Source organism: Nocardia callitridis (assembly GCF_039543305.1).
In the GTDB taxonomy this organism is placed as follows: Bacteria; Actinomycetota; Actinomycetes; order Mycobacteriales; family Mycobacteriaceae; genus Nocardia; species Nocardia callitridis.
The window spans coordinates 1,081,623-1,105,443 of the sequence record NZ_BAABJM010000002.1 but is presented as its reverse complement, the minus strand read 5'-3'; the positions used below and the strand labels follow the sequence as shown (position 1 = coordinate 1,105,443).

The 23,821-nt window shown below is 67.1% G+C and carries 19 protein-coding genes; 4 read left to right on the top strand and 15 right to left on the bottom strand.

The window, feature by feature from the left end; all coding sequences use genetic code 11:
• From ABEA50_RS13805 to tkt, 6 genes are all read right to left on the bottom strand, one after another.
• Positions 1-2,757 carry a thiamine pyrophosphate-dependent enzyme gene (locus ABEA50_RS13805; protein ID WP_345495728.1) on the bottom strand — a complete coding sequence of 919 codons (2,757 nt, stop codon included), beginning with the start codon at positions 2,755-2,757 and terminating at the stop codon, positions 1-3.
• A gap of 424 nt (positions 2,758-3,181) precedes the next feature.
• Positions 3,182-3,943 carry a 6-phosphogluconolactonase gene (gene pgl / locus ABEA50_RS13800; RefSeq protein WP_345495727.1) on the bottom strand — a complete coding sequence of 254 codons (762 nt, stop codon included), beginning with the start codon at positions 3,941-3,943 and terminating at the stop codon, positions 3,182-3,184.
• Positions 3,936-4,844, bottom strand: coding sequence for a glucose-6-phosphate dehydrogenase assembly protein OpcA (gene opcA / locus ABEA50_RS13795; RefSeq protein ID WP_345495726.1), 909 nt, complete (start codon positions 4,842-4,844; stop codon positions 3,936-3,938). Before opcA ends, pgl begins: the two co-directional genes overlap by 8 nt.
• A complete protein-coding gene (gene zwf, locus ABEA50_RS13790) occupies positions 4,841-6,418 on the bottom strand; it encodes a glucose-6-phosphate dehydrogenase (RefSeq protein WP_345495725.1) in 1,578 nt (525 codons plus the stop codon). Before zwf ends, opcA begins: the two co-directional genes overlap by 4 nt.
• Before the next feature lie 4 nt (positions 6,419-6,422).
• On the bottom strand, positions 6,423-7,553 hold the full coding sequence (gene tal, locus ABEA50_RS13785; RefSeq protein WP_345495724.1) for a transaldolase: 1,131 nt from the start codon (positions 7,551-7,553) through the stop codon (positions 6,423-6,425).
• A gap of 5 nt (positions 7,554-7,558) precedes the next feature.
• Positions 7,559-9,700, bottom strand: coding sequence for a transketolase (gene tkt, locus ABEA50_RS13780; RefSeq protein ID WP_345495723.1), 2,142 nt, complete (start codon positions 9,698-9,700; stop codon positions 7,559-7,561).
• 368 nt (positions 9,701-10,068) lie between these two features.
• Here tkt and ABEA50_RS13775 point away from each other — a divergent pair, with 368 nt between their 5' ends.
• Entirely contained in the window at positions 10,069-11,058 is a 990-nt protein-coding gene (locus tag ABEA50_RS13775; RefSeq protein WP_425577605.1) for a heme o synthase, read from the top strand.
• On the opposite strand, the gene ABEA50_RS13770 is transcribed toward ABEA50_RS13775, so the two are convergent.
• Both ABEA50_RS13770 and ABEA50_RS13765 read right to left on the bottom strand, forming a co-directional pair.
• On the bottom strand, positions 10,980-11,225 hold the full coding sequence (locus tag ABEA50_RS13770) for an ATP-binding protein (RefSeq protein ID WP_345495722.1): 246 nt from the start codon (positions 11,223-11,225) through the stop codon (positions 10,980-10,982). The two genes, ABEA50_RS13775 and ABEA50_RS13770, sit on opposite strands and share 79 nt — an antisense overlap.
• 24 nt (positions 11,226-11,249) lie before the next feature.
• Complete coding sequence (locus ABEA50_RS13765) at positions 11,250-12,683, bottom strand: FAD-dependent monooxygenase (RefSeq protein WP_345495721.1); 1,434 nt, start codon at positions 12,681-12,683, stop codon at positions 11,250-11,252.
• A 48-nt stretch (positions 12,684-12,731) separates the two neighbouring features.
• Here ABEA50_RS13765 and ABEA50_RS13760 point away from each other — a divergent pair, with 48 nt between their 5' ends.
• The gene (locus ABEA50_RS13760) at positions 12,732-13,382 is read left to right on the top strand and encodes a TetR/AcrR family transcriptional regulator (protein WP_345495720.1); all 651 of its coding nucleotides are present in this window, start codon (positions 12,732-12,734) and stop codon (positions 13,380-13,382) included.
• Positions 13,383-13,448: 66 nt separating this feature from the next.
• On the opposite strand, the gene ABEA50_RS13755 is transcribed toward ABEA50_RS13760, so the two are convergent.
• Positions 13,449-14,414, bottom strand: a complete 966-nt coding sequence (locus ABEA50_RS13755) for a quinone oxidoreductase family protein (RefSeq protein ID WP_345496554.1) — start codon at positions 14,412-14,414, stop codon at positions 13,449-13,451.
• Positions 14,415-14,478: 64 nt separating this feature from the next.
• Here ABEA50_RS13755 and ABEA50_RS13750 point away from each other — a divergent pair, with 64 nt between their 5' ends.
• A complete protein-coding gene (locus ABEA50_RS13750; protein ID WP_345495719.1) occupies positions 14,479-14,829 on the top strand; it encodes a hypothetical protein in 351 nt (116 codons plus the stop codon).
• Between the two features lie 8 nt (positions 14,830-14,837).
• The gene (locus ABEA50_RS13745) at positions 14,838-15,632 is read left to right on the top strand and encodes a transporter substrate-binding domain-containing protein (RefSeq protein WP_345495718.1); all 795 of its coding nucleotides are present in this window, start codon (positions 14,838-14,840) and stop codon (positions 15,630-15,632) included.
• A 70-nt stretch (positions 15,633-15,702) separates the two neighbouring features.
• Here the strand turns inward: ABEA50_RS13745 and ABEA50_RS13740 are convergent, their stop codons facing one another.
• The 6 genes from ABEA50_RS13740 to mptB all read right to left on the bottom strand — a co-directional run bounded on the left by ABEA50_RS13740 (position 15,703) and on the right by mptB (position 23,507).
• Entirely contained in the window at positions 15,703-15,987 is a 285-nt protein-coding gene (locus ABEA50_RS13740) for a WGxxGxxG family protein (RefSeq protein WP_345495717.1), read from the bottom strand.
• A 184-nt stretch (positions 15,988-16,171) separates the two neighbouring features.
• Complete coding sequence (gene pip / locus ABEA50_RS13735; RefSeq protein ID WP_345495716.1) at positions 16,172-17,158, bottom strand: prolyl aminopeptidase; 987 nt, start codon at positions 17,156-17,158, stop codon at positions 16,172-16,174.
• 1,231 nt (positions 17,159-18,389) lie between these two features.
• Positions 18,390-19,364 carry a COX15/CtaA family protein gene (locus ABEA50_RS13730; RefSeq protein WP_345495715.1) on the bottom strand — a complete coding sequence of 325 codons (975 nt, stop codon included), beginning with the start codon at positions 19,362-19,364 and terminating at the stop codon, positions 18,390-18,392.
• A 746-nt stretch (positions 19,365-20,110) separates the two neighbouring features.
• Positions 20,111-20,899, bottom strand: a complete 789-nt coding sequence (locus ABEA50_RS13725; protein WP_345495714.1) for an ABC transporter permease — start codon at positions 20,897-20,899, stop codon at positions 20,111-20,113.
• Entirely contained in the window at positions 20,896-21,828 is a 933-nt protein-coding gene (locus tag ABEA50_RS13720) for an ABC transporter ATP-binding protein (RefSeq protein ID WP_345495713.1), read from the bottom strand. Before ABEA50_RS13720 ends, ABEA50_RS13725 begins: the two co-directional genes overlap by 4 nt.
• Positions 21,825-23,507, bottom strand: coding sequence for a polyprenol phosphomannose-dependent alpha 1,6 mannosyltransferase MptB (mptB, locus tag ABEA50_RS13715; protein WP_345495712.1), 1,683 nt, complete (start codon positions 23,505-23,507; stop codon positions 21,825-21,827). The genes ABEA50_RS13720 and mptB overlap by 4 nt, the downstream gene beginning before the upstream one ends.
• Between the last annotated feature and the right edge of the window lie 314 nt (positions 23,508-23,821).

Below are 23,821 nucleotides of genomic sequence, written 5' to 3'. Positions count from 1 at the left end.
CTACCGGGCGCCCGATACCAGGCGCAGCGCGGCTTCTTCGATCATGGTTTCGTTCAGCAGCACCGCCGTGGCCGCCGGTCCGAGGGGAACGAAACTGTCCGCGCTGGTGACCCGCGCGATGCGGCCGGCGAACCCGGTGTCGATCATGGCGGTGCACACGGCCTCGGACACGCCGCCGCTGCGCCGGGTCTCGTCCGCGACGAGTACTCGACCGGTGGCCTCGGCGTGCTCGCGCAGATCGTCGATCGGCAGCGGGGCCAGCCAGCGTAGGTCGAGCACCCGGACTCGCACCCCGCGTGCGGAAAGCCGTTGGGCCACACGCAGACTCATCGGCACACCATTGGCGAAGCTGACGATCGTCAGATCCGTGCCCGCGCCGTAGACGCGGGCGCGGCCGAGCTCGACATGCTCGGTGTCGGTGGCGGCCAGCCACCCTTCGTCGCCGTCTTCATGCAGGTCACGGGTGTGGTAAAGGGCGATCGGCTCGAGGAAGACGCAGACTCGTCCGTCCACCCGCGCCGCCGACACACACGTGCGCAACATCGCGGCCGCGTCGTCGGCGCGTGCGGGGGAAGCGACGACGAGGCCGGGTATATCACGCAGTGCGGCCACGGAATTGTCGTTGTGGAAATGCCCGCCGAACCCCTTCTGATAGGCATAGCCCGCGATGCGCACCACCATCGGATTGCGGTATTGCCCCGCCGAGAAGAACGACAGTGTGGCGGCCTCGCCACGCAATTGGTCGGCGGCATTGTGCACGTAGGCCAGATACTGGATCTCCGGCACGGGCACGAACCCCGCGAGCCCCGCGCCCAGGGCGGTACCGAGCACGCTCTGCTCGTCCAGCAGGGTGTCGAAGACCCTGCGCGCACCGAAACGCCGACGCAGGGTCTTGGTGACGCCGTAGACCCCACCCTTGCGGCCGACGTCTTCGCCGAAGACGAGAAGGTCGGGGGAGTGCTCGAGCATGAGCGCCAACGTGTGATTGATCGCCTGGGCGAGAGTGCGCGGTGCTCCTGCGGAATCAGTAGCGGGCGCCGCATTTTTCGCGCTCGCGGTGGGTGATGTCGATGACGCATCGGGATCAGCGACAGAGGCCCCTGTTTTCGTGCGCGCGGCGGTAGAAGTCGTCGGCGTGCTGTAATCCGCAAGCGGCGCTGATGGTTTCGTCGATGCGATGGGCGATGACGATGTCGTACTTGGACCAGTGATCGGTGCTGCTGCCTTCTTGTTTGTGATCGCTGGTTGCGCCGGTACACCGGCTTCAGTGGGGGGTGTCGTGCCTGCGGTCGTTGGTGCCGGTGGCGTAGTGGGGTCAGTGGCGGGTGCTGCTGTCTCGTCCTGTGTGATCGCTGACTGCGGCGGTGCCTCGGCTTCAGTCGGGTGCGTTGTCTTTTTCGTGCCTGCCGCCGCTGGCGCATCAGCATTGGTAAGGGGTACCGAGTCGCCCATGTTTGTGGTGGTTGTTTTCGATGCCGCGTCGGAACCAGCCTGGGGCGCTGCCGGTTTCGTGTCCCATGCGGCGCGTGGCGTGTTCAGCCCGGGTGCCGACGGTCGCGCTGTTGTCGGTTCGGAGGCGGCGTCGACTTCAGATGCTGCGGCCGAAGCCATGGGGGTGGTATCCAGTACGTCGGCACGCACGAACTCGGGGCGCGAGGGTGCGAGCGGTGCGATCACCTCGATCGCGGACCCCAGAGTTGCTTCGTACGAGACGGTCTCGGCCGTGTCGGCGACCTCGCGGGCGATCGCGTCGTAGCGCGCGAGCACCCCTGGTGGGGTGGCCACGCCCGCGGCGATCAGCAGCCGCGCTGTCGCCAGCACCGGGTCCCGGCCCAGGTCGGCGGCGATGTCGGTACTGCGGCGGTAGGCGCTCTCCATATCGGAACCGGCGTGACCGAGTAGGCGCACCGTGCGCAGCCGCAGGAATGCGGGTGCTCGGCGGGTACGCACCCATCGTGTCGCCGCGATCGCCGTGGTGACCGCGTCACGCAGATCGCCGCCGTCGGCTTCGAAATACTGTAGGCCCGTGCGGTTTCCGTAGGCATCCTCGATCCAGCCCGGCGGGGTCGGCACGCTGATTCCGATGCCGTTGTCCTCGCAGACGAACAAGATCGGCATTCCGATCCCTTGCCGCGCGGTGTGCGTCGCGGTGTTCACCGCGCCGACCGCCGTGGAATGGTTGGCGGACGCGTCACCGAAGCCGCACAGCACCACCGCATCCGAGGGCCACTCGTTCGTGATCCCCAGCCGCGCCGCACGATCGACGGCGAACGCCAACCCCACCGCGCGCGGCAGCTGCGAGGCGATCGTGGACGTCTGTGGAATGATGTGCGCGCGCTTGCTGCCGAACACCTTGTGCCGCCCGCCGGAGATCGGATCGGCCGCCGCGGCCACCACGCCGAGCAGGACGTCCCTGATCGGGTTCAGGCCGGGAACTCCGCGCGTGCGCTGCACATACAACGCGCCCGAACGGTAGTGCGGCAGAACAGGATCGGTGTCACGAAGAGCGAAGGCCAGCGCGACATTGCCCTCGTGCCCCGAGGAACCGATGCTGTAGAAACCGCGTTTGGCGGCACCGAGTCGGCGCGCGGCGAGGTCGAGGTGGCGGCTTGTCGCCTGTGCGTCGAAGAGGTCGAGGCAGTCCGCGCCGGTGAGTTCTGGTGCGAGGAATTCGCGCTCGGCGCTCGGCGGCTCCGGCGTCGCGAGCGCGACCTCGCAGCGGAACCGTTGGTCCAGTTCGCGCCCTGCGTCGGTCATCGCCACCACCATGGTCGCTTGCGGCAAGGTCCCGCTGCCGGACTCGAATCTGCTGGCGACTCGGTCCCTCGCGCCTGCGCGAACCGCCCGTAATCCTGTGCGAACCCGGAAGCGCTACTCCGGGCGTGACCACTGGCCGGTGCTCTCTCACTCGCGTGCATGCATCCTCCGATGTTGCTACCGGACTTGCGGGTGTCGAGCGAAGGCCGCAACCGCGAAATCTGTCTGCGGCGAGTCCCGCTCGATCAGCTGACGATCTACTCAGGGAACCGGGACAGACAGGTGGTGGTTGTTCCAGGCTTCCGTCGGGCGACCGCGGTGCTGTTTCGAGCGTAGCGAGGTCTCGGCGTTGTGCAGTGCGGGCGCGGGACATGCGGACTCCGCGAAAACGAGACCGGCGTGGTGTCCTGGTGATCTCGGCGGGTCAGTCCAAGGCCAAGGCCGAAGCCGCGTCCTGGTCGAGGAGCCAGGTGGTGGACTCGATGCCCGCCGCGCCGGCGGCGGGGATGTCGACCGGTTCGGCTCCGGCTACCGCGGCGGCGACGGCGTCGGCTTTCGCGGCACCGCCGACTACCAGGACCACGTGTCGAGACTTGCGGACAGCGGGGAGGGTGAGGGTGACGCGGACCGGTGGGGGTTTGGGTGAATTGAGTACCGCGACAACGAGTTCGTGGTCTTCACGGACCGCGTCGGTGTCGGGGAACAGTGAGTTCACGTGGCCCTCGCCGCCCATGCCGAGCAGGTGTAGGTCGAAGGCGCCGTGTTCGGTCAGGTAGGCGTGCACATCGGCGGAGTACTCGGCGGCCGCCTCCACCGGATCGGGGTATTCGCTGTCGGAGGCCGCGACCGGGTGGATCCGCGCCGGATCGACCGGGACATGATCCAGCAGTGCTTCGCGGGCTTGTTTGTCGTTGCGTTCGGCGTCGTCGGCGGGGACGAATCGTTCGTCACCCCAGAACACGTCGAGCTTGTCGAAATCGATGTCGCCCGGTGCCTCGCGGACTCGTTTCAGCAGGCCGATCCCGGTACCACCGCCGGTGACGACCACCGACGCCGACCCGCGCGCACGCTGTGCCGCGACCACCACATCCACGAATCTGGTGGCGGCGGCCTCGATCAACGACGCGGTGTCGCTGTGCACCTCGACGGTGTCGCTCGCGTCCCTTGGACTCGTCTGCTCAGTCATAGATCACCTTTTCGATTCCGGTGAGCGCCGCGGCGTAGATCTCGTCGGCGTCGAGCCTGCGTAGTTCCTCCACCAAGCAATCGCGAGCGTCCCTGCGCGCCAACGCGATCTTCTGATCGGGATCGCCGGTGCGCGTCAACGTCGCGGTGACTCCGGTCTGCGGGCGTTCGATCGCGATCGACACCGTCGCCCGCGTCAACTCCACCCGAAGGTCGCCGACGCGGCGATACACCGGGCAGTGCAATCGATCGGCCAGCCAGCCCGCCAGGATGTCCAACGCGGGCTCGTCGCGCAGGCCCGACACCGACACCGACTCCACCTGCTCGAACGGCGGCACATCCAGTGCGGCCGCCAACAGTGCGCGCCAGTAGGTGATCCGGCTCCACGCCAGATCGGTGTCGCCTTCGGCGTAGGAGTCCACGCGCCTGGCGATCGTCGCGCGCGGGTCGGGGGCGAAAGTGGCGTCGGTGATCCGTCGCGTCGCCAGCCGCCCCACCGAGTCCTTCGAAGGAAACTCCGGGGCACCGCGCGGCCACCAGGCGACCACCGGGGTGTCGGGCAGCAGGAACGGGATCACCACGCTGCTCTCATGATTGATCAGATCGCCCTGCAATCGCAGCACGATGACCTCGGCGGCACCCGCGTCGCCGCCGACCCTGATCTGCGCGTCCAGTCGAGTTTCGGCGTCGCGATCACCGCGCGCCAGCACCACGACCCGGCACGGATGCTCCCGGCTCGCGTCGTTGGCGGCATCGATCGCGTCTTCGGCCTCGGAACTGTCCAGCGTGCACACCACCAGGGTGAGCACCCGGCCCATGGTGGTGACGCCATTGGCTTCGCGCAGGTGCACGATGCGCTTGGTCACCTCGCCGGTACTGGTCTCCGGCATGTCGACGATCATGCGCGCCGCCAGGTGCGACCGGTGCGGGCCAACATCTCGTCCGCGGAGGCAGGACCCCAGGTTCCCGCCTCATAGGATTCCGGTTTACCTTCGGCCGCCCAATGTTCGAGCACCGGATCGAGGATCTCCCAAGCCAATTCGACCTCCGCGTTCACCGGGAACAGTGACGGCACCCCCAACAGCACGTCCAGGATCAGGCGTTCGTAGGCCTCGGGGGAGGACTCGGTGAACGCCTCGCCGTAACTGAAATCCATATTCACATCGCGTACCTCCATGCCCGACCCAGGCACCTTCGACCCGAATCGGGTGGTGACGCCCTCGTCCGGCTGGATGCGAATGACCAGCGCGTTCTGCCCGAGCTCCTCGGTCATGGTCTGGTCGAACGGCAGGTGCGGTGCCCGCTTGAACACCACCGCGATCTCGGTCACCCTGCGCCCCAAACGTTTTCCGGTGCGCAGGTAGAACGGCACACCCGCCCATCGCCTGGTATCGACCTCCAGGGTGATCGCCGCGTAGGTCTCGGTCGTCGACTTCGGGTCGAAACCCTCCTCGTCGAGCAAGCCGACCACGGGCTGACCACCCTGCCACCCCTGCGCGTACTGACCACGTGCGGTGGTCTCGTCCAGCGGCGCGACCAGTTTGGTGGCCGAGAGCACCTTGATCTTCTCCAGCTGCAACTGCGTCGGCTGGAAGCTGATCGGCTCCTCCATCGCGGTCAACGCGAGCAGCTGCAACAGATGATTCTGGATGACGTCACGCGCGGCGCCGATGCCGTCGTAATAGCCTGCGCGCCCGCCCAATCCGATGTCTTCGGCCATGGTGATCTGCACATGGTCGACGTAGTTGGCGTTCCAGATCGGATCGTAGAGCTGGTTGGCGAAGCGCAACGCCAAGATGTTCTGCACCGTCTCTTTGCCGAGATAGTGGTCGATGCGGAACACGGTCTCTTCCGGGAAAACGCCGTTGACCAGTGCGTTCAACTCTTGCGCGCTGGCGAGGTCGTGCCCGAAGGGCTTTTCGATCACCACGCGCCGCCACGGCTTACGCCCCTCGGCGTCCTGGGTGGCGGGTTTGGCGAGATCGTGCGCGGAGAGTTGGTCGAGCACCACCGGGAACATGTTCGGTGGAATCGACAGGTAGAAAGCGTGATTGCCGCCGGTGCCGCGTTCGGCGTCCAGCCGTGCGAGGGTGTCGGCGAGCGTCGCGAAGGCCGCGCTGTCGTCGAAACTGCCCTGGACGAACCGGATTCCCTCCGCCAGATGGTCCCAGACCTCCTGACGGAAAGGTGTGCGCGAATGCTCGCGCACCGCCTCCAACACGACGTCGGCGAAATCCTGGTCGGCGTAATCCCGTCTGGCGAAACCGACCAGGGCGAAACCGGGGGGCAGCAACCCCCGGTTCGCCAGGTCGTAGATGGCGGGCATCAGCTTTTTCCTGGAAAGATCACCGGTGACCCCGAAGATCACCATGCTGCACGGTCCCGCGATATGCGGAACCCGTTTGTCCTGCTCGTCGCGAAGCGGGTTCTGCCACCCGGTCTCGGCCGTCTTTCCGGTCGCCGCTGTGCCTGCCATCGGTTCAGTTGCTCCCGGTGGTGCGCAACTCTTCGGCCGTCGCGGAAAGAAGCTCTTCCCAGGACTTCTCGAACTTGTCCACGCCCTCGCGCTCGAGCACCGCGAACACGTCGTCGAGATCGATGCCGACCGCGACCAGTTGGTCGAACACCTCCTGCGCCTGCTGCGCGGTGCCGGTAACGGCGTCGCCGCGCACCTCGCCATGGTCGGCGACCGCTTCGAGCGTCTTCTCCGGCACCGTGTTCACCGTGTTGGGCGCGGCCAGATCAACGACATACAGCGTGTCGGAGTACTCCGGGTTCTTCACGCCCGTCGAAGCCCACAGCGGCCGTTGCCGATTCGCACCCGAGGCCGACAGGTGCGTGTAGGTGGAGGTGTGCTTACCACCGTCGAACACGTCCTGGTACTCGGCGTAGGCCAAACGCGCGTTCGCGACCCCGGCCTTGCCGCGCAGCGCGAGCGCTTCCGGCGTGCCGATGTCTTCGAGCCGCTTGTCGATCTCGGTGTCCACCCTGGACACGAAGAACGAAGCGACGGAATGGATCTTGGCCGTGTCGTGCTCGGCGATCCCGGCCTTGCGGATGCCGTCGAGGTAGGCGCCCATCACCTGGCGGTAGCGCTGCACGGAGAAGATCAGCGTGACGTTCACGCTGATGCCCTCGGCGAGCACCGCGGTGATCGAGGGCAACGCCGCTTCGGTCGCCGGGATCTTGATGAACAGGTTGGGCCGGTCGACGATCTTCCATAGTTCGATCGCCTGCGCGGTGGTCTTGTCCGCGTCGAAGGCCAGGCGCGGATCGACCTCGATGGAGACCCTGCCGTCGACGCCGTCGGTGGCGGCGAACGTCTCGGCGAAAACATCGCAGGCCGCGCGCACGTCATCGGTGGTGATCGTGCGGATCGCGGAATCGACGTCGGCGCCCTGGGCGGCAAGGTCTTTCACCTGCGCGTCGTAGGCGGTGCCCTTGCTCAGCGCGCCCTGGAAAATGGTCGGATTGGTGGTGACGCCGACGACGCTGCGGGTGGCGATCAGCTCGGCCAGATTCCCGGATTGGATCCGGTCCCTGGACAAATCGTCGAGCCACACCGAAACACCCGAGGCCGAGAGGGCCGCCAGATTCTCATTCTGTGCCATGGGCACTATCCCTTCACGTTGTCGAGCGTGCGCTGCGCCGCGGCGACGACAGCTTCCTGCGTGAAGCCGAATTCGCGGAACAGGGTCTGGTAGGGGGCCGAAGCACCGAAGTGCTCGATCGAGACGATCTCGCCCGCGTCACCGGCGAAGCGGTGCCACGGCATCGCGATCCCCGCCTCGACGGCGACCCGAGCCTTGATCGAGGGCGGAAGGACCTCGTCCCGGTATGCCTTGTCCTGTGCGTCGAACCACTCCACGCACGGCATCGAGACCACGCGGGTAGCGATGCCCTGCTCCTCCAGCGTAATCCGCGCGGCGACGGCGAGTTGGAGCTCGGAGCCGGTGGCGATGAGGATCAACTGCGGGGCGCCCGACGAGGCCTCGGCGAGGATGTAGCCACCCTTGCGGACACCCTCGTAGCTGGTTCCCTCCTGGACCGGCAGATCCTGCCGGGTCAGTGCGAGCGCCGAAGGTCCATCCTGGTGCGGCGGCTCGGAGACCGAGAAGTGCGAGGAGTGCTCGCTGCTGTCGCGTTCCAGGATCGTGCGCCAGGCGTAGACCGTCTCGTTGGCGTCACCGGGACGCACCACGTTCAGGCCGGGGATGGCGCGCAGTGCCGCGAGGTGCTCGATCGGCTGGTGGGTCGGTCCGTCCTCGCCGAGACCGATCGAGTCGTGGGTCCAGACGTAGATCGCCGGCACCCGCATCAGCGAGGCCAGCCGCACCGCGGGACGCATGTAATCGCTGAAAACCAGGAACGTCGCGCCGTATGGGCGGGTCGGTCCGTGCAGCGCGATGCCGTTGAGGATCGCGCCCATGGCGTGCTCGCGGACACCGAAGTGCAGCGTGCGGCCGTACGGGTCGGCCTTCCACATGCCGGTCGAAATGGATTCGGGGCCGAAGCTCGCGGCGTCCGGGATGGTGGTGTTGTTGGACTCGGCCAGGTCGGCCGAGCCGCCCCACAGCTCCGGCAGGACAGGGCCGAGCGCGGCCAGCGTCTTGCCGGAGGCCTTGCGAGTGGCCACACCCTTCGGGTCCGGTGCGTAGGTCGGCAGATTCGCCGTCCAGCCCTCGGGCAGGTCGCGGTTGCGCAAGCGGTCGAACAGCGCCTTGTTCTCCGGGTTGGCCTGTGCCCACGCGTCGAAGCTCTGCTGCCACTGCTTGTGCGCGTCGGCGCCACGTTCGAGCGCCTTGCGGGTGTGCGCGATCACCGCGTCGTCCACCTGGAAGGTCTGCTCCGGGTCGAAGCCGAGCGCCTTCTTCGCACCGGCGACCTCCTCGGCACCCAGTGCGGCGCCGTGCGCGGCGCCGGTGTTCATCTTGCCGGGCGCCGGGTAGCCGATGATGGTGCGCAGCACGATGATCGAGGGCTTGCCGGTCTCCGCGCGTGCCGCGGTCAGTGCCGCCTCGATCGCGACGACATCCTCGCCACCCTCTACCACCTGGACGTGCCAGCCGTACGCGACGTAGCGGGCGGCGACGTCCTCGGTGAAGGCGATGGTGGTGTCGTCTTCGATGGAGATCTTGTTGTCGTCGTAGATCACGACCAGATTGCCGAGCTGCTGGGTGCCCGCGAGCGAGGATGCTTCGGCGGTGACACCTTCCTCGAAGTCGCCGTCGGAGCCGATCACGTAGACGAAGTGATCGAACGGGCTGGTGCCGGGTGCGGCGTTCGGGTCGAACAGGCCGCGCTCGCGGCGGGCCGCCATCGCCATACCCACCGAGGACGCCAGGCCCTGACCGAGTGGGCCGGTAGTGATCTCGACGCCGTCGGTGTGCCGGAACTCGGGGTGTCCGGGGGTCAGCGAACCCCACTGCCGCAGCTTGCGCAGGTCGTCGAGCTCGAGCCCGTACCCGGCCAGGTACAGCTGGATGTACTGGGTGAGGCTGGAGTGGCCGCACGACAACACGAACCGGTCCCTGCCCACCCACGAGGGGTCGGCGGGGTCGTGCCGCATCGTGCGCTGGTAGAGGCTGTAGGCCAACGGTGCGAGGCTCATCGCGGTGCCAGGGTGGCCGTTGCCGGCGTTCTGCACCGCGTCCGCGGCGAGCACCCGAACAGTGTCGACCGCCTTGGTGTCCAGATCAGTCCAGTCGTCCGGATGGTTCGGCTGAGTGAGGGCGCGGATGTCGTCTGTGACTGACACGACCGTGGTTCTCCTGACATTGGTTCGTCGACGGCGTTTGTGGTGTGCGCGCCTGGTACGCGCGGTAATTCGGGCTTGCACACCGAGATTTCCCACCTAGCGTAGAGGTGCCCACCGAACTACATGGCGGTAACCCTCGCGTGTGTTCTACCCGGCCCGCGAACCTGCGGTACCCGCATGGTGGCCGTTTACACCTCGCGCGTTACACGCGGGGCGAGCGCGAGTGGCCGATCCGCGTGGGTCTACCATGCTCTGTAGTAGATGGCGCGCCGCACGGAGCTGTGCACCCGTACCAGCGTTATCGAGCGCGCTGCGGTTCCATACGGTTCCAGTACTCATGCGGTGCACGGCGTTGTGAGGGAGAAACAGTGCGGATTGGGCAGAAGCCGGGCGGCGACAGCGCGCACGGCTCCTCCTCGACGGTGCTGGCCGACCGATTCACCGGTCCCGGCCTGCCGTCCAGGCTCACGCGACGCGGCCTCGCCTACATCGCGCTCACCAAGCCGAGGGTCATCGAGCTGCTGCTCGTCGCGACGATTCCGACGATGCTGTTGGCCGATCGAGGCACCGTCGACATTCGGCTGATCTTGGTCACCTTGTTCGGCGGCTGGATGGGCGCGGCCAGCGCCAACACGCTCAACTGCGTGGCCGACGCCGATATCGACAAGGTCATGAAGCGCACGGCCAAGCGTCCGCTGGCCAGGGACGCGGTCTCGACGCGGCAGGCGTTCGTGTTCGGGGTGGCGCTCGGCATCGGCTCGTTCGCGTGGCTGTGGTGGCAGGCGAATCTGCTCAGCGGCGTGCTGGTCGTCGCGACCATCCTGTTCTACGTGTTCGTGTACACCCTCGGCCTCAAGCGGCGCACCGCGCAGAACGTGGTGTGGGGCGGTGCGGCCGGATGCATGCCCGCGCTGGTCGGCTGGTCGGCGGTGACCGGCACCATCGGCTGGCCCGCGATCGCGCTGTTCGGTGTCATCTTCTTCTGGACGCCGCCGCACACCTGGGCGTTGGCCATGCGCTACAAGGAGGACTACCGCGCGGCGGGTGTTCCCATGCTGCCGGTGGTGGCCACCGAGCAGACGGTCACCAAGCAGATCGTCATCTACACCTGGCTCACCGTGCTCACCACCTTGGCTCTCGCTCCCGCCACCGGCGTGATCTACACGGCCGTGGCGCTGGTGGCGGGAGCGTGGTTCCTGCTGATGGCCCACCAGCTGTATGCCGGTGTACGCCGCGGCGAATCGGTGAAGCCGCTGCGGCTGTTCCTGCAATCGAACAACTACCTCGCGGTGGTGTTCTGCGGGCTCGCGGTGGATTCGGTGCTCGGCTGGGACACCATCGGCAGCTGGTTCAGCTGAGCGGTGCAGCGTTCGAAGATGCGCGCACGGTCGGCCTCCGGCCCGCCGGGCCCCGCGTCGTCGACGGTGATCGATACTTCGTCACCGACGAGTTCCGCGGTCACCGCGACGACACCGCCGCCGTACCGGTCCGCGTCCTGCAACAAATTCGCCACGGCACGCTCCAACTCCAATTTCCGGCCGCGCCGGTGTCATCCGGCGAGGTAGGCGAGGTATCCGTCGGGTCGAATGAGGATTTCGCGGCCGGGCGTCGCGGCGTAGGCCGTGAACGCGTGGCCGTCGGTGTCGAACACATGTGAGCCCTCGGCGGTGGTGCCCGGCCGCAGCACCGCGTACGCGTGCACGTCGGATGCGGTGGGTAGTGGCGCTGGTTCACCGAAGCACAACAGGGTCCAGTGCGGCCCACGGAACAGATCGAACAGTCGAATCGGGCGTCCAGCGGCGTCCTTCAGCGGTGCGTCGGGTGCGCGATCACCGGAGACCAGCGGTCCCCGCTCGGCCGGGTCGCGGTAGCTGATGTCGAGTTGCTGTGTTTCCGGACCGCGCCGCATCGCGTCCTCGTCGCCGTCGACCAGCTTGTTCAGCAATGCGCTGCTGATGCCGAGTACGCGTGCGGCAACGGTTCTGCGCTCGGATTCGTAGGTCGCCAGCGGTGCTTCGTCGCCGTCGAGGGCGGCGGCCAGCTTCCAGCCCAGGTTGTAGGCGTCCTGGACGCCGGTGTTCATGCCCTGACCGCCGGTCGGCGGATGCGCGTGCGCGGCGTCCCCTGCCAGTAGCACCCGTCCGTCGCGGAAGCGTTGCGCGAGACGAATATTCGGCCGCCATGTGGTTGCCCAGCTGAGTTCGGTCAGTGTGATGTCCATGCCCGCCGCGTAGGTGTCGACCGCGCGTTGCAGGCTCGTCAGGGTCGGTTCGTCGGTACCGCTGTGCGGCGCGGCGAACTGGAAGCTGCGCCCGCCCGGTAAAGGGGACAACGCGATTCCCGCCATCGGTTTGTCGGCGGCGGCGAACCAGTAGCCGTGTTCGTGGTCGAGTCCGTCGGCGCGCACATCGCCGAGCAGCATGCGGATCGACTCGTCGGTGCTGCCTTCGAACGGGATGCCCAGGGCTCGGCGCACGGTGCTCTTGCCGCCGTCGGCGCCGATCAGGTAGGCGGCGTGCACGGTTTCCTCGGCGTCGGCGCCGTGTACCAGGGTGGCGCGCACGCCACCGGCGTCTTGTTCGACGGTGGTCAGTGCGGTGTCGAGTTCGACGGCGACCCCGAGTTCGGCGAGGCGCTCGCGCAGTATCGCCTCGGTGTCGGCCTGGCCGAGCACCCACCCGTTGGGATACGGCACGTCCGGCGTGGGCGCGACGGTGTCGCCCATCGTGCGTTCCATGACGAATTCGCCGTCGAGGAATACCCGCATCGGGGCTGGTGGTCGACCTGCGGCGTGTACGGCGTCGAGCACGCCGAGGTCGTCGAACACCTCGAGGGTGCGCGGTTGGATGCCGTCGCCCCGTGAGCCGCGGGGGTGGGCGGGGGCGCGCTCGACGATTCGCACCGGGAGGCTTCTGCGGGCGAGATCGAGCGCGAGGGTGAGGCCGGTGGGGCCCGCTCCCGCGATGAGGACCAGTGGTTCCATGAGCTGTCTCCATAAATGAATTGATATTCAGTGAATGCGAGTTCAGTATTGGAGTTGATACCTTTCCTTGTCAAGGAGGTGAGCTGGTTGTCGCTGAGTCGCAAGGAGAAGTCCGCCGAGACCGAATTGGCGCTGAAGGCTGCGGCCAGGCGCCTGTTCGCCGAGCGTGGTTTCCTGAACACCAAGATCGCCGACATCACCGCCACGGCCAACCGGGCGGCCGGGTCGTTCTACAACCACTTCGCGAGCAAAGAGGAACTGCTCAGGGCGCTGCTCGACGATGTGGCGGCGGAGGGGGACCTCGCGGCGCGAACCGAGGAACACAACGCCGACTTCACCGACCCGGACGCGATTCGCTTCCACATCAGCACGTACTGGACTGCGGCTCGTCGGCACTGGGCAGTCTTCCGCTCGATTCAACAAGCGGCGCTCGTCGATGACGACTTCGCCAGGCAGGCAGCCGATTTCGGCGCGCGGCAACGTGACGAACTGGCCGACCATCTCGACGGCTTCGCGGCCAAGGGGCTTCGACTGCCCAGTACGCCCGACGCGAGCCTGTCGATGATGTTCCTCTTGGTCACCAGCCTGATCCAGGCCGTGGAGGAAGGTGTGGTCGAGCTCGATGACGAGGCGGCGATCGAAGGGCTGACGCGGTTCGTCTACCGCGGCCTCACCGGACGGGACTACGGAGACACCTGAGGCAGGCCGAGTCGCTGTGCGCGGCGGCGTCCGAGTTCGCGGCGGAGCCCCGGTCGACGTACCTCGTCAGGGCAGCAGCACGATCGAGCCCGTGGTCGCCCTGCCTTCCAGATCACGGTGTGCGCGTTCGGCTTCGGCGAGGGGGTAAGTCGCGCCGACTCGGACCCGCAGCGTGCCGTTCGCGATGGCGTCGAGGATCTCGCCTGCGCGCCAGGTCAATTCGGCGCGATCCCGGGCGTAATTCGCCAAGGTCGGCCGCGTGACGAACAGCGAACCCGCCCCACCGAGGCGTTGCAGATCGAACGCGGGTACCGGCCCGCTCGCGGCGCCGAACAGGGCGAGCGTGCCGCGCACCCGCAACGACGCGAGGCTGGCCTCGAAGGTGGCGGCGCCGACACCGTCGTACACCGCTGCGACGCCAACGCCGTCGGTGAGCTCGCGCACCCGGTCGGCGAGGTCGTCGCCGTAGCGCAGCACGTCGGCGGCGCCCGCCGCGCGCGAGAGCTGTTCCTTCTCGTCGGTCGACACTGTCGTGATCACCCTGGCACCCTTCGCGGCCGCCAGTTGGGTGAGGATCAGTCCGACACCACCCGCGCCCGCGTGCACCAGCACGCTTTCCCCGCGATCCGGGGTATGGACCGACTCGAGCAAGTAGTGCGCCGTCATGCCTTGCAGCAGCGCCGAGGCCGCGACCGCGGGTTCGACGCCGTCGGGCACCTTGATCGCGCTGGCCGAGGACACCGCGACCCGCTCGGCGTAGCTGTCGCCACCCGTGCCCCACACCACTCGGTCGCCGACCGCGAAATCGGTGACGCCCGAACCGATCTCGGCGACCACACCGGTCGCCTCCGCGCCGGGAACGTAGGGCACCGCGCGTGGATACCGGCCGGTGCGTACATAGGTATCGATGAAATTGATGCCGATCGCCTCGGTATCGACAAGCAACTGGCCCGGCCCGATACTCGGGTCGGGCAGCTCGACGTACCGCAAAACCTCGGGACCACCGTGCTCGGATACCTGGATGGCGCGCATGGTTCCCAGTTCTACCACCCAGCTGGGGCTGGACCGTTGCCTACCGGTCGGTAAACTGCGGTGCATGAGTGCTCAGACCGACACGGCCCCGGTGCAGGTTCCCGGCGCGATCGTGCAGTCCGTCAAGGCGTTCGTCGCCGCCCACGGCAAGTCGGCCACGGCCGTCTTGCAGCCGATCGGTCGGCTCGGTGTGCGAGTCACGCTGGTCGGCGAAGACGGCATCCTCGGCGACCGCGTCGTCGCCGACCTCGCGACCGCCAAAGAACTGGTGAACCGTGTCGACGGCCTCACCGAAGCCGACGAGTGGAACCGTGAACTCGTCTCGATCGTCACCCCGCGCAAGGGGCACTGGGCGAAGATGGCGGGCTGGGTCGCCCACCAGAAGCGCTTCCCGAAAGCGCGTAACGAGCGTTGAGCGCGCGCGTGACCCACATCGTCGGCAGGGTCGCGGCCGCAGCGTTCGCGGCGGCCACCGTGCTTGCCCTGGCGGTTCCGTCCTCAGCGCAGGAAGCGGCCGATCCGAACGCATTACGCGTCTGCACGCCGGGTGACTACCCGCCGTACGCCATCGCCGATCCCGACGGCGGATACCGCGGCGTGGATATCGATCTGGCCCGTGGCTTCGCCGATGTTCTCCACCGGCCGATCACCTTCGTCCCGGTGACCTGGGCGGGAATGAAGACCGACTTCGCCGCGCTCGACTGCGATCTCGCGGTCGGCGGCATCTCCGATCAGCCGACGCGACGCGCGTTCGCGGACTTCTCCCTCACCTACGGCACCGACGGCAAGACGCCCATCGCGCGTCATTCCGACCCCACCGATTATTCGACCGTCGAGCAGATCAACCGGCCCGAGGTGCGGGTGATCGCGAATCGTGGTGGTACCAACGAGGAATTCGCACGCAAGAACTTCCCGAACGCGCAGCTCACGTTGTGGCCGGACAATCTCAGCATCTTCGGTGAGATCGAGCAGGGCAGGGCGGATGTGTTCGTCACCGACTCCGTCGAGGGGCGCTTCCGTGTTCGTCAGCACCCGGATCTGCGCGTCCTGCACCCCGAGCAGCCCTTCGACTCGTTCGGCAAGGTGATCTTGATCCGCAAGGACGCCCCGGTGCTCGCCGCCGAGTTGAATACGTGGCTGGCCACTCGAATGGCCACGGGCGCATTGGATCGGTCACTGGATCAATGGATCGGACCGAACGCGACCGAACCTGCCTGAGTGCACCCGCGCCCCCAACGCAACGGCGTGCCCGGTCGGCCGCGGTGACCGACCGGGCAGCCGTCGGCGATCACGGCCTGGTGGTGCGGCCGACGTTTCCGTAGTTCGTGGTGTCGGGCCCCGACGGCTTGCGCTTGATCGGGATCAGACCGAGCAGGCCGAGCAGGCCGAGCAAGCCCCAGAGTCCGGTCTTGTCGCTGCCGTTGTCGTCGTTGTCGTTCGCGGCGATCGTCGTCGTGGTCTGCGAGGTCTGCGCGTACGCGGGGGTGGGCTGCGTGACGTCGGCCTGGGCAGTGGCGACTCCGCCGAAGGTCAGTGCCAGGGCGGTGAGAGGAACTGCAAGTAGCTTTTTCATGGCTGCCTTTCTTTCCTCGATGATGGTTGTGCGCCCTGCGGCCGTACCCCGGGTATCGACACGGAAACCTCGCACGGATCTTCTCGGCCCGCTCGACCGCGCGTCGTGGCCCATCGACCGCCGTTGTGCGGCATAACCCGGCGGGACACGAAGCCATAACGAACTGGTCGGCGGCTTCGGTGCCTCAACCGACGGGTGCGAAACCGGCGACCGCCTCGAGGACGGCGGCGCGCATCCTCGGACTGCCGGTGTGCCCGGAATCGTCGATGACCTGCAAGCGTGCGTCCGGCCACGCCGTCGCCAACTGCCAGGCCGTGTAGAGCGGGCTGCCGAGGTCGAGTCGGCCGTGGATGAGAACGCCGGGGATGCCGGTGAGGCGATGTGCGTCGGCCAACAGCTTCCCGTCCGGCAGGAAGGCGTTGTTGGCGAAATAGTGCGCACAGATGCGGGTCATGGCGAGCAGGGCGTTACCGGGCTTCGCGCTGTACGCGCCAGGGCTGCCCAGTGTTTCGTGGGCGATGACGGCGTCTTCCCATGCGCACCACCGCCGCGCGGCGTCGAGGCGGACCTGCGGGTCGGGGTTGTCGAACAGGCGACTGTAGGCAGCGACCAGGTTGTCGCGCTCGGCTTCCAGTACGCCGTCACGGAACGCCTCCCAAGGCCCGGGCAGGAAGCGGCCGACACCACGATATAGCCAGTCGGTCTCTTCCTGTCGGGTCATCGTGACGCCGACCAGCACAATCTCGCTCACCCGCTCCGGATACTGTTCGGCGTAGGCGAGAATCAGCGTCGATCCCCATGATCCGCCGTAGAGCAGCCACTGCTCGATGCCGAGGTGCTCGCGCAGGCGCTCCATATCGGCGATCAGGTGTGCGGTGGTGTTTTCGGCGAGTGACACCGACGGGTCGGCGGCATTCGGCAGGCTTTCGCCGCAGCCGCGTTGATCCCACAGGATAATCCGAAACATAGTGGGGTCGAAGTTCTTTCGGGAACCTCGTGTACCACCGCTCCCCGGGCCGCCGTGGACGACGAGTGCCGGTTTGCCGTGCGGGTTTCCGCTGGTTTCCCAATAGATTCGATTCCCGTCGCCGACGTCGAGCAATCCGCTTGCGTACGGATCTGCTTCTGGGAAACTCTGTGCCGCATCGGGTTTCGACTCGCCTGGGCTCATGGTTGGCCCCCTTTGGTTCGCGCTGGTCGTCGCATGATCAGGCCGCAACTCGGTGCGAATGGGCCGGAGGGGGTGAGACTACAGGGCAGACAGTGGGGGTTGGGGGTGGTGGTTGGGTTTGACGGGGAGAAGCCGGGGGGTACGGGGTGTGGTTCATGCCAGACACAAGGCTCCACGGGGTGATACGCGGGGGCGTGGATCTCCTCGCTGTGTTTTTGGCGGCTGGCGCCGCGTGGTTCGCGGCCCTGAGTCTCGCTGTTGAGTACCCGTTTCTTGCTCCTTCGTCGCTTACGAAACGGGCACTCAACAGCGAGACGGCCGCGAACTTACCGTGCCGGTCTCGCTGCGCTCGGAACACGTGTTTGGGCGGTTCGTGGGGAGGGTTGAGTTGGGTGTGGGCGGTGGTGGTTTCACCGGGCAGCCGGGGTGCGCCTCGAAACGGGTACTTGAACGCGAGACGGCCGTGCACTTGCCGTGTCGGTCTCGCTGGCACTGGGAACACGTGTTTCGGCGGCTTGTGGGGTGGGTTGAGTTGGGTGTGGGCGGTGGTGGTTTCACCGGGTAGCCGGGGTGCGTCTCGAAACGGGTACTCGACTGCGAGACGGCCGTGAACTTGCCGTGTCGGTCTCGCTGACGCTCGGAACAGGTGTTTGGGCGGCTTGTGGGGTGGGTTGAGTTCGGTATGGGCGGTGGTGGTTTCACCGGGTAGTCGGGGTGCGCGCCTACGAACCGGGCGCTCGGGCGGCGAGACGGTCGTGTACTTGCCGTGTCGGTCTCGCTGGTACTGGGAACGCGTGTTTGGGCGGCTTGTGGGGTGGGTTGAGTTGGGCACGGGCGGTGGTGGTTTCACCGGGTAGTCGGGGTGCGCGCCTACGAACCGGGCGCTCGGGCAGCGAGGCGGCGGTGAACTTGTTGTGTCGGTCTCGCTGGCACTGGGAACGCGTGTTTCGGCGGTTCGTGGGGAGGGTTGAGTTAGGCACGGACGGTGGCGGTTTCGCCGGGTAGCCGGGGGTGCGCGCCTGCGAAACCGGATACTCGGGCGGCGAGGCGGCCGTGAACTTGCCGTGCCGGTCTCGCTGACGCTCGGAACACGTGTTTCGGCGGCTAGCGGGAGGGCTGAGTTGGGTTCGTGTGGTGGGGGTCAGCTCTGTGCTCGGTTCGGAGCTGCAAGGTTCGCCGCATCTGGGTTCGTGCGTTGGGGGTGGGGGATGTCGCGATTTTCTGGCGGCGGTCAGGCGGCGTGGGTGGGGGCGTTGGATGTGGGGACGGGGAGTGGTTCTTTGATGCGTAGGGCGGCCCAGAGGGCGGCGGTGGCGGCCACGCAGGCGGTGGCGCCGCCTACGTGGATTACTACCAGGGCGGCGGGGACTTCGGTGAAGTACTGCACGACGCCGACGAGTCCTTGGGAACAGACCACCGCGAGCAGAACGAACAGCCTGGCGCGGATGGCGGGGGTGATGCCGACGGCGAAGAGGGCGAAGGCGAGGCCGACCAAGAGGGCAAGGTAGGCGATGAGGAATTCGGCGTGGATGTGTACCAAGGTGACGATCTCCACCTGGAGGCGCTCGACCTGACGTTCGATGCTCTTGTCGCCCGCGTGCGGGCCAGCCCCGGTCACCAGGGTGCCCGCGATGAGGACACCGGTCATCACGACGCCGCTGAGCGCGGTGAGCCAGCGCAGGGGAGCGGGCACCTGGACGGTATCGACGCCGTCGTCGGGTTGGTCGATCTTGGCGTAGAGCACGACCGCGAGCCACACCATCAGCATGGAGGCGAGCAGGTGAATCGATACTGTCCACCAGAGCAGTCCGGTACGCACGGTGATGCCGCCGATCACGGCCTGTAAAACTGTGCCGCCCGGCATCAGCCACGCCCAACCGATGACCTCGCGCCGTCGTCGAGCGCGGGTCACGGCGAGCACGATCAGCGCGGCGAACAGGGTGACGCCGAAGGTGAGTAGCCGATTGCCGAATTCCACGGACTGATGCAGTACCGGCACTTCGGAGACGCCGATGGGCGTGAAGCTGCCGGGAAAGCACTGCGGCCAGGTGGGACAGCCGAGCCCCGACGCCGTGACCCGCACAACCGCCCCGGTAACCGCGATACCGGACTGCGTGAGGATGACGGCGAAAGCGGTGAGCCGCTGCGCGCGCAACGAAGGCAGCGGCAGCCGGTCGACAAGTCGAAGAAACGCGCGATACAGCACGCCAAAGATGGTAGCCCGGCGCTTCGAGGCGCTCACACCCGGAATACTACACCCTGTCGTTGCCGCATGGTCCGAAACGCCAGGTCCCAGAAACGGGAGATGCTCGCCTGATCTCGTCGGCAACGGTCCCACTACACGCCGCTGGCCCGACTGACCTGGCCGGTATTTCCACAGGAATGGTTTGATCCACGACCATCAGGTCCCGAAGTTTCTGCACGACGTCGGCTGCGCGGGGCGACAAGCGGGACTACGCGAGACGGTATGCGGGGGTGATGTGCGGGGGCGAGGAACCAGCACTGCGTTAGGCGGCGGGGTGATACGCGGGGGCGAGTGCTTCCTCGCTGTGTTTTTGGCGGCTGGCGCCGCGTGGTTCGCGGCCCTGAGAGTCTCGCTGTTGAGTGCCCGTTTCTTGCTCCTTCGTCGCTTACGAAACGGGCACTCAACAGCGAGACGGCCGCGAACTTACCGTACCGGTCTCGCTGACGCTCGGAACACGTGTTAGGGCGGCTCGTGGGGGTGGCTGGGTTTTGTTGGGATCGTGGGGTTTCACTGGGCGAGTGATTGCAGGGGTCTCGGGACATGAATCGCGTCTCGCGCGTCACCCTGCGTCGTGTAGCTCGCTCGCTCGCACATCAGCACCCACCCTCGAGCGTCCTCGCACAAGCCCCCGCATTACCGCGAGAGACTAACCATCCCCCGAACCCTCAGCGCAACCCGCCGAAAACTCGGTGGAACCGAAAGAAAACTCAGTGGAACCGGAAGAACCGGGTCGCCAGATATCCTGTCACCAGCCCCCACACGCCAAGCACGATCACCCCGAACCAATCGATACTGCTGCGCATCGCCTCCTCGAGCGTCACCGCCAATGCACCCGACGGCACCAATCGCGCGATGACACTCAACGCCGAAGGCAGATCGTCCGAGGCGAACACGATACTGGCGATGCCGAGCATGACGAACCACAGAATGTTCGCCAGCGCCAGCACCACTTCGGCCTTCAACGTCCCGCCGAGCAACAATCCCATGGCGGCGAATGTGGCTGTGCCGAGCGCGATCACCACCGCTCCGAGGACCAGCCCTACGAATGCCGGCCGCCAGCCGAGCGCGAATCCGATCGCGCCGAGCAACACCGCCTGCAATACGACCACGATCAGCACCGCCGAACACTTGCCGGTGATGATGCCCCAACGTGGTAAAGCCGTGGCGCCCAGGCGTTTCAGCGCACCGTAACGACGATCGAATCCCACCGCGATCGCCTGACCGGTGAACGCGGTCGACATCACCGCGACCATCATCACGGCGGGCACGATCTTGTCGACTCGGTCGGTGCCGAGGTCCCCGAAGGGCAGCAGGCTCAGTCCCACCAGCAGGGTGATCGGGATGAGCATGGTGAGCAGGAGCTGTTCGCCGTTGCGCAGCAACAGGATCAGCTCGAGCCGGGTCTGCGCGACGAGCATCGCGGCGCGCGAACTCGGTCGCGGGTCGGCGGTGAAGGTGCCGGGCGCGAAGCGTTCGGTGGTCGATTCGGTGGTCATCCGCGCAGGTCCCGTCCGGTGAGTTCCAGGAAGACGTCCTCGAGTCGACGCTGGTCGATCCTGATATCGGTGGCGAGCACGTTCATCCGCGCACACCACGCCGTGACGGTCGCGAGCACCTGTGGATTGATCTCGCCCTCGACGAGGTAGTTGCCCGGTGCGGTCTCGCGAGGCGAAAACCCTTCGGGCAGTGCGGTTTGCAGCAGCGCGATGTCGAGGTGCGGGGACGCGCAGAACCGCAGTTGGCCCGCAGCGCCGTGCGCGGTCACCTCGGCGGGTGTGCCGGAGGCGACGATGCGGCCTCGGTCGATGATCACCAGTTGGTCGGCGAGTTGTTCGGCCTCGTCCATCATGTGCGTGGTGAGTAGCACACTGACGCCGTCGCGGCGCAGCGCGTCGATCAGCTCCCACACGATCAGCCGTGCCTGCGCGTCCAGGCCCGCCGTCGGTTCGTCGAGGAACACGATCTCCGGCTTGCCGACCAGTGCGCACGCCAGGGCGAGGCGTTGCTGTTGCCCACCGGACAGGCGGCGATACGGGGTGCGTCGATTGTCCTGGAGGCCGAGGGTGCGCAGCAGCCATTCGGGGTCGAGTGGGTGTGCGGAGTAGGCGGCCACCAGTTCGAGCATCTCGCCCGCCCGTGCGCCCGGGTAGGCGCCGCCGCCTTGCAGCATCACGCCGATTCGCGGGCGCAGCCGGTCGGAATCGGTGATCGGGTCGAGTCCGAGCACGCGGACCGAACCCGCGTCGGGGGTGACGAATCCTTCGCACATCTCGACGGTGGTGGTCTTACCGGCGCCATTGGGTCCGAGTAGCGCGAGGACCTGGGCTCGTTCGACGTCGAAGCCGAGTCCGTCCACCGCGGTGGTCTCACCGAATCGCTTGACGACGCCATCGACTCTGACGGCGGGTCCGGAGGCAACGGTCACGGTGTCACACCGTAAGACGTGGGCGTCTGTGACGGAGCCGACACCCCTTCCTGGCCGCGCCATGGCAGCGAATGCCGGGTGAGCACAATGAACAGCGCGGTGACGATAACGGTGGCGACCGCGGCCCCGACGATCTGGAATACCTCGAGGTTGGCGCCGCGCGGCATCAGGATCACGCTGACCACCGCGGAGAACGCGACCGCGGGTACGCGGAATGTCGGCCGGGTCGCCCATGCGGCCAGCGGCACGATCGGCCACAGCAGATACCAGGGCTGCACGACGGGGAACAGCAGCACGAGCGCGCCGAATGCCACGCCGAGCGCGCCGACGGCGTGCAAGCGCCCGGTGCCGGTCGCGACCAGCATGCGCACGATGAAGAAGGCCGCGACGACGGCGGCGATGGGTCGAGTGATGCTGAGCAGCGCGGTGGTGTGGTCGCCGAGTCCGAGGAGGACACCGCCGAATCCGGTGATGATGCCGAGCACCGTGGGTATCGACATCCAACTCCGCACGACGCTGGCGGTATTCAGGGTGTAGATCCAGCCGAAGCCGAGCCCGCTGATCCAACTCACGAGAAGTGTTGTGGCGATGGCGAATACGCCGAGCAGGGCGGCCGATTTCGCGACCGAGGCCAGGGTGGCGCCCCAGCGTCTGGCCAGTGCCATGCCGACGAAGCCGAGGGCGAGGATGGAGACCAATTTGACCGACGACGACAAGGTGATGACAACGGCACCTCCGATCAACAGTGCGTAAGCACGTCTGTCGAAGGGGCGGGTGTCCTCGATGGCGCGCAGGCACAGCTCCATTCCGGCGAGCATCAGCCCGAGCATGAGCGCGTCGTTGTGCACGCCGCCGACGAGGTGGAACAGCACCAGCGGGTTGGCCGCGCCGAGCCACAGCGCGCTCACCGGCGCGACACCGCAGCGTGCGGACAGGCGCGGCAACGCCCAGACGAACAGCGCGACGCCGACCAGCGCCAGAATCCGGTGCACCCAGACGCCCGCGATGATGTTGTCGCCGGTCAGCTCGGCGATACCGCGCCCGAGCCACAGAAACAGTGGTCCGTAAGGGGCGGGGGTGTCGCGCCAGATGGTCGGCACGTTGTTGGTCAGCACATTGTCGATGCCGAGCCCGGCCACGGGTCCTTCGACGTACGGATCGATACCGCGCGCGGCGATTTCGCTCTGTGCCAGATACGAGTACACGTCGTTGCTGAACAGCGGCGGCGCGACGCTGAGCGGCACGATCCACAGCAGGAGCGTGCGGTCCATCTGTGAACGGGTCAGTCGCCGCAGCGGTGCTCCGCCGATGCCGCCGACCGCGAATCGGCCGAGCAACAGCCAGCCGAGCACCACCAGCACCGTGCCGACCATGCACATGGCCAGCGAGCCCGTGTGTGCCCTGGCGAAGATGCCGAGGACGCGCACACCGGAGGTGGGGTTCTGATGCACGGGTTGCGCGCCGATGCCGAGCGCGCTGATCGCCATCAGCACCGTCCCGGTGGCGCCCATCAGCCGAATTCGGTCGAGTTGGGTCAGGTCTTTGCGATTGAGGCCGGGTAACTCGGACTCGTCGCGGTGCAGTTCGGCGATCGAATGATCGGCGGCGGGCACCTCCAACCCCAGAGCCCGGCGCCCGAATGCCAGTGTCGTGCGCCACGCGCCGTCCAGTACCGCCACGCGAGGAAGCCTAGTTCGCGGCGGGTTCGTGGTGTTCTCCGGTCGCGACCGCGTGGTGCGTGCGCGATTTTCCGACGAGTTCGGGCGCGGTGTGACCGATCGCACTGAGCGAAATTCGGGAGGTGTGCTGAGTTGTTCTTTCGTGTGTCGCGCCTGGTCGGTTGATGGATGCCGCGCGGGTGTGCCACCGGGCCGCTACCGTTTGCTTCGCAGGTCAGCGCGTCGACGTGCGCATCGGTGGGCCTCTGCGATCCGGTCGTTGGGCGCTCGACTACCCGGCCCGCGTTGCCGTCGTTCGGTTGACCGGGGCGCCG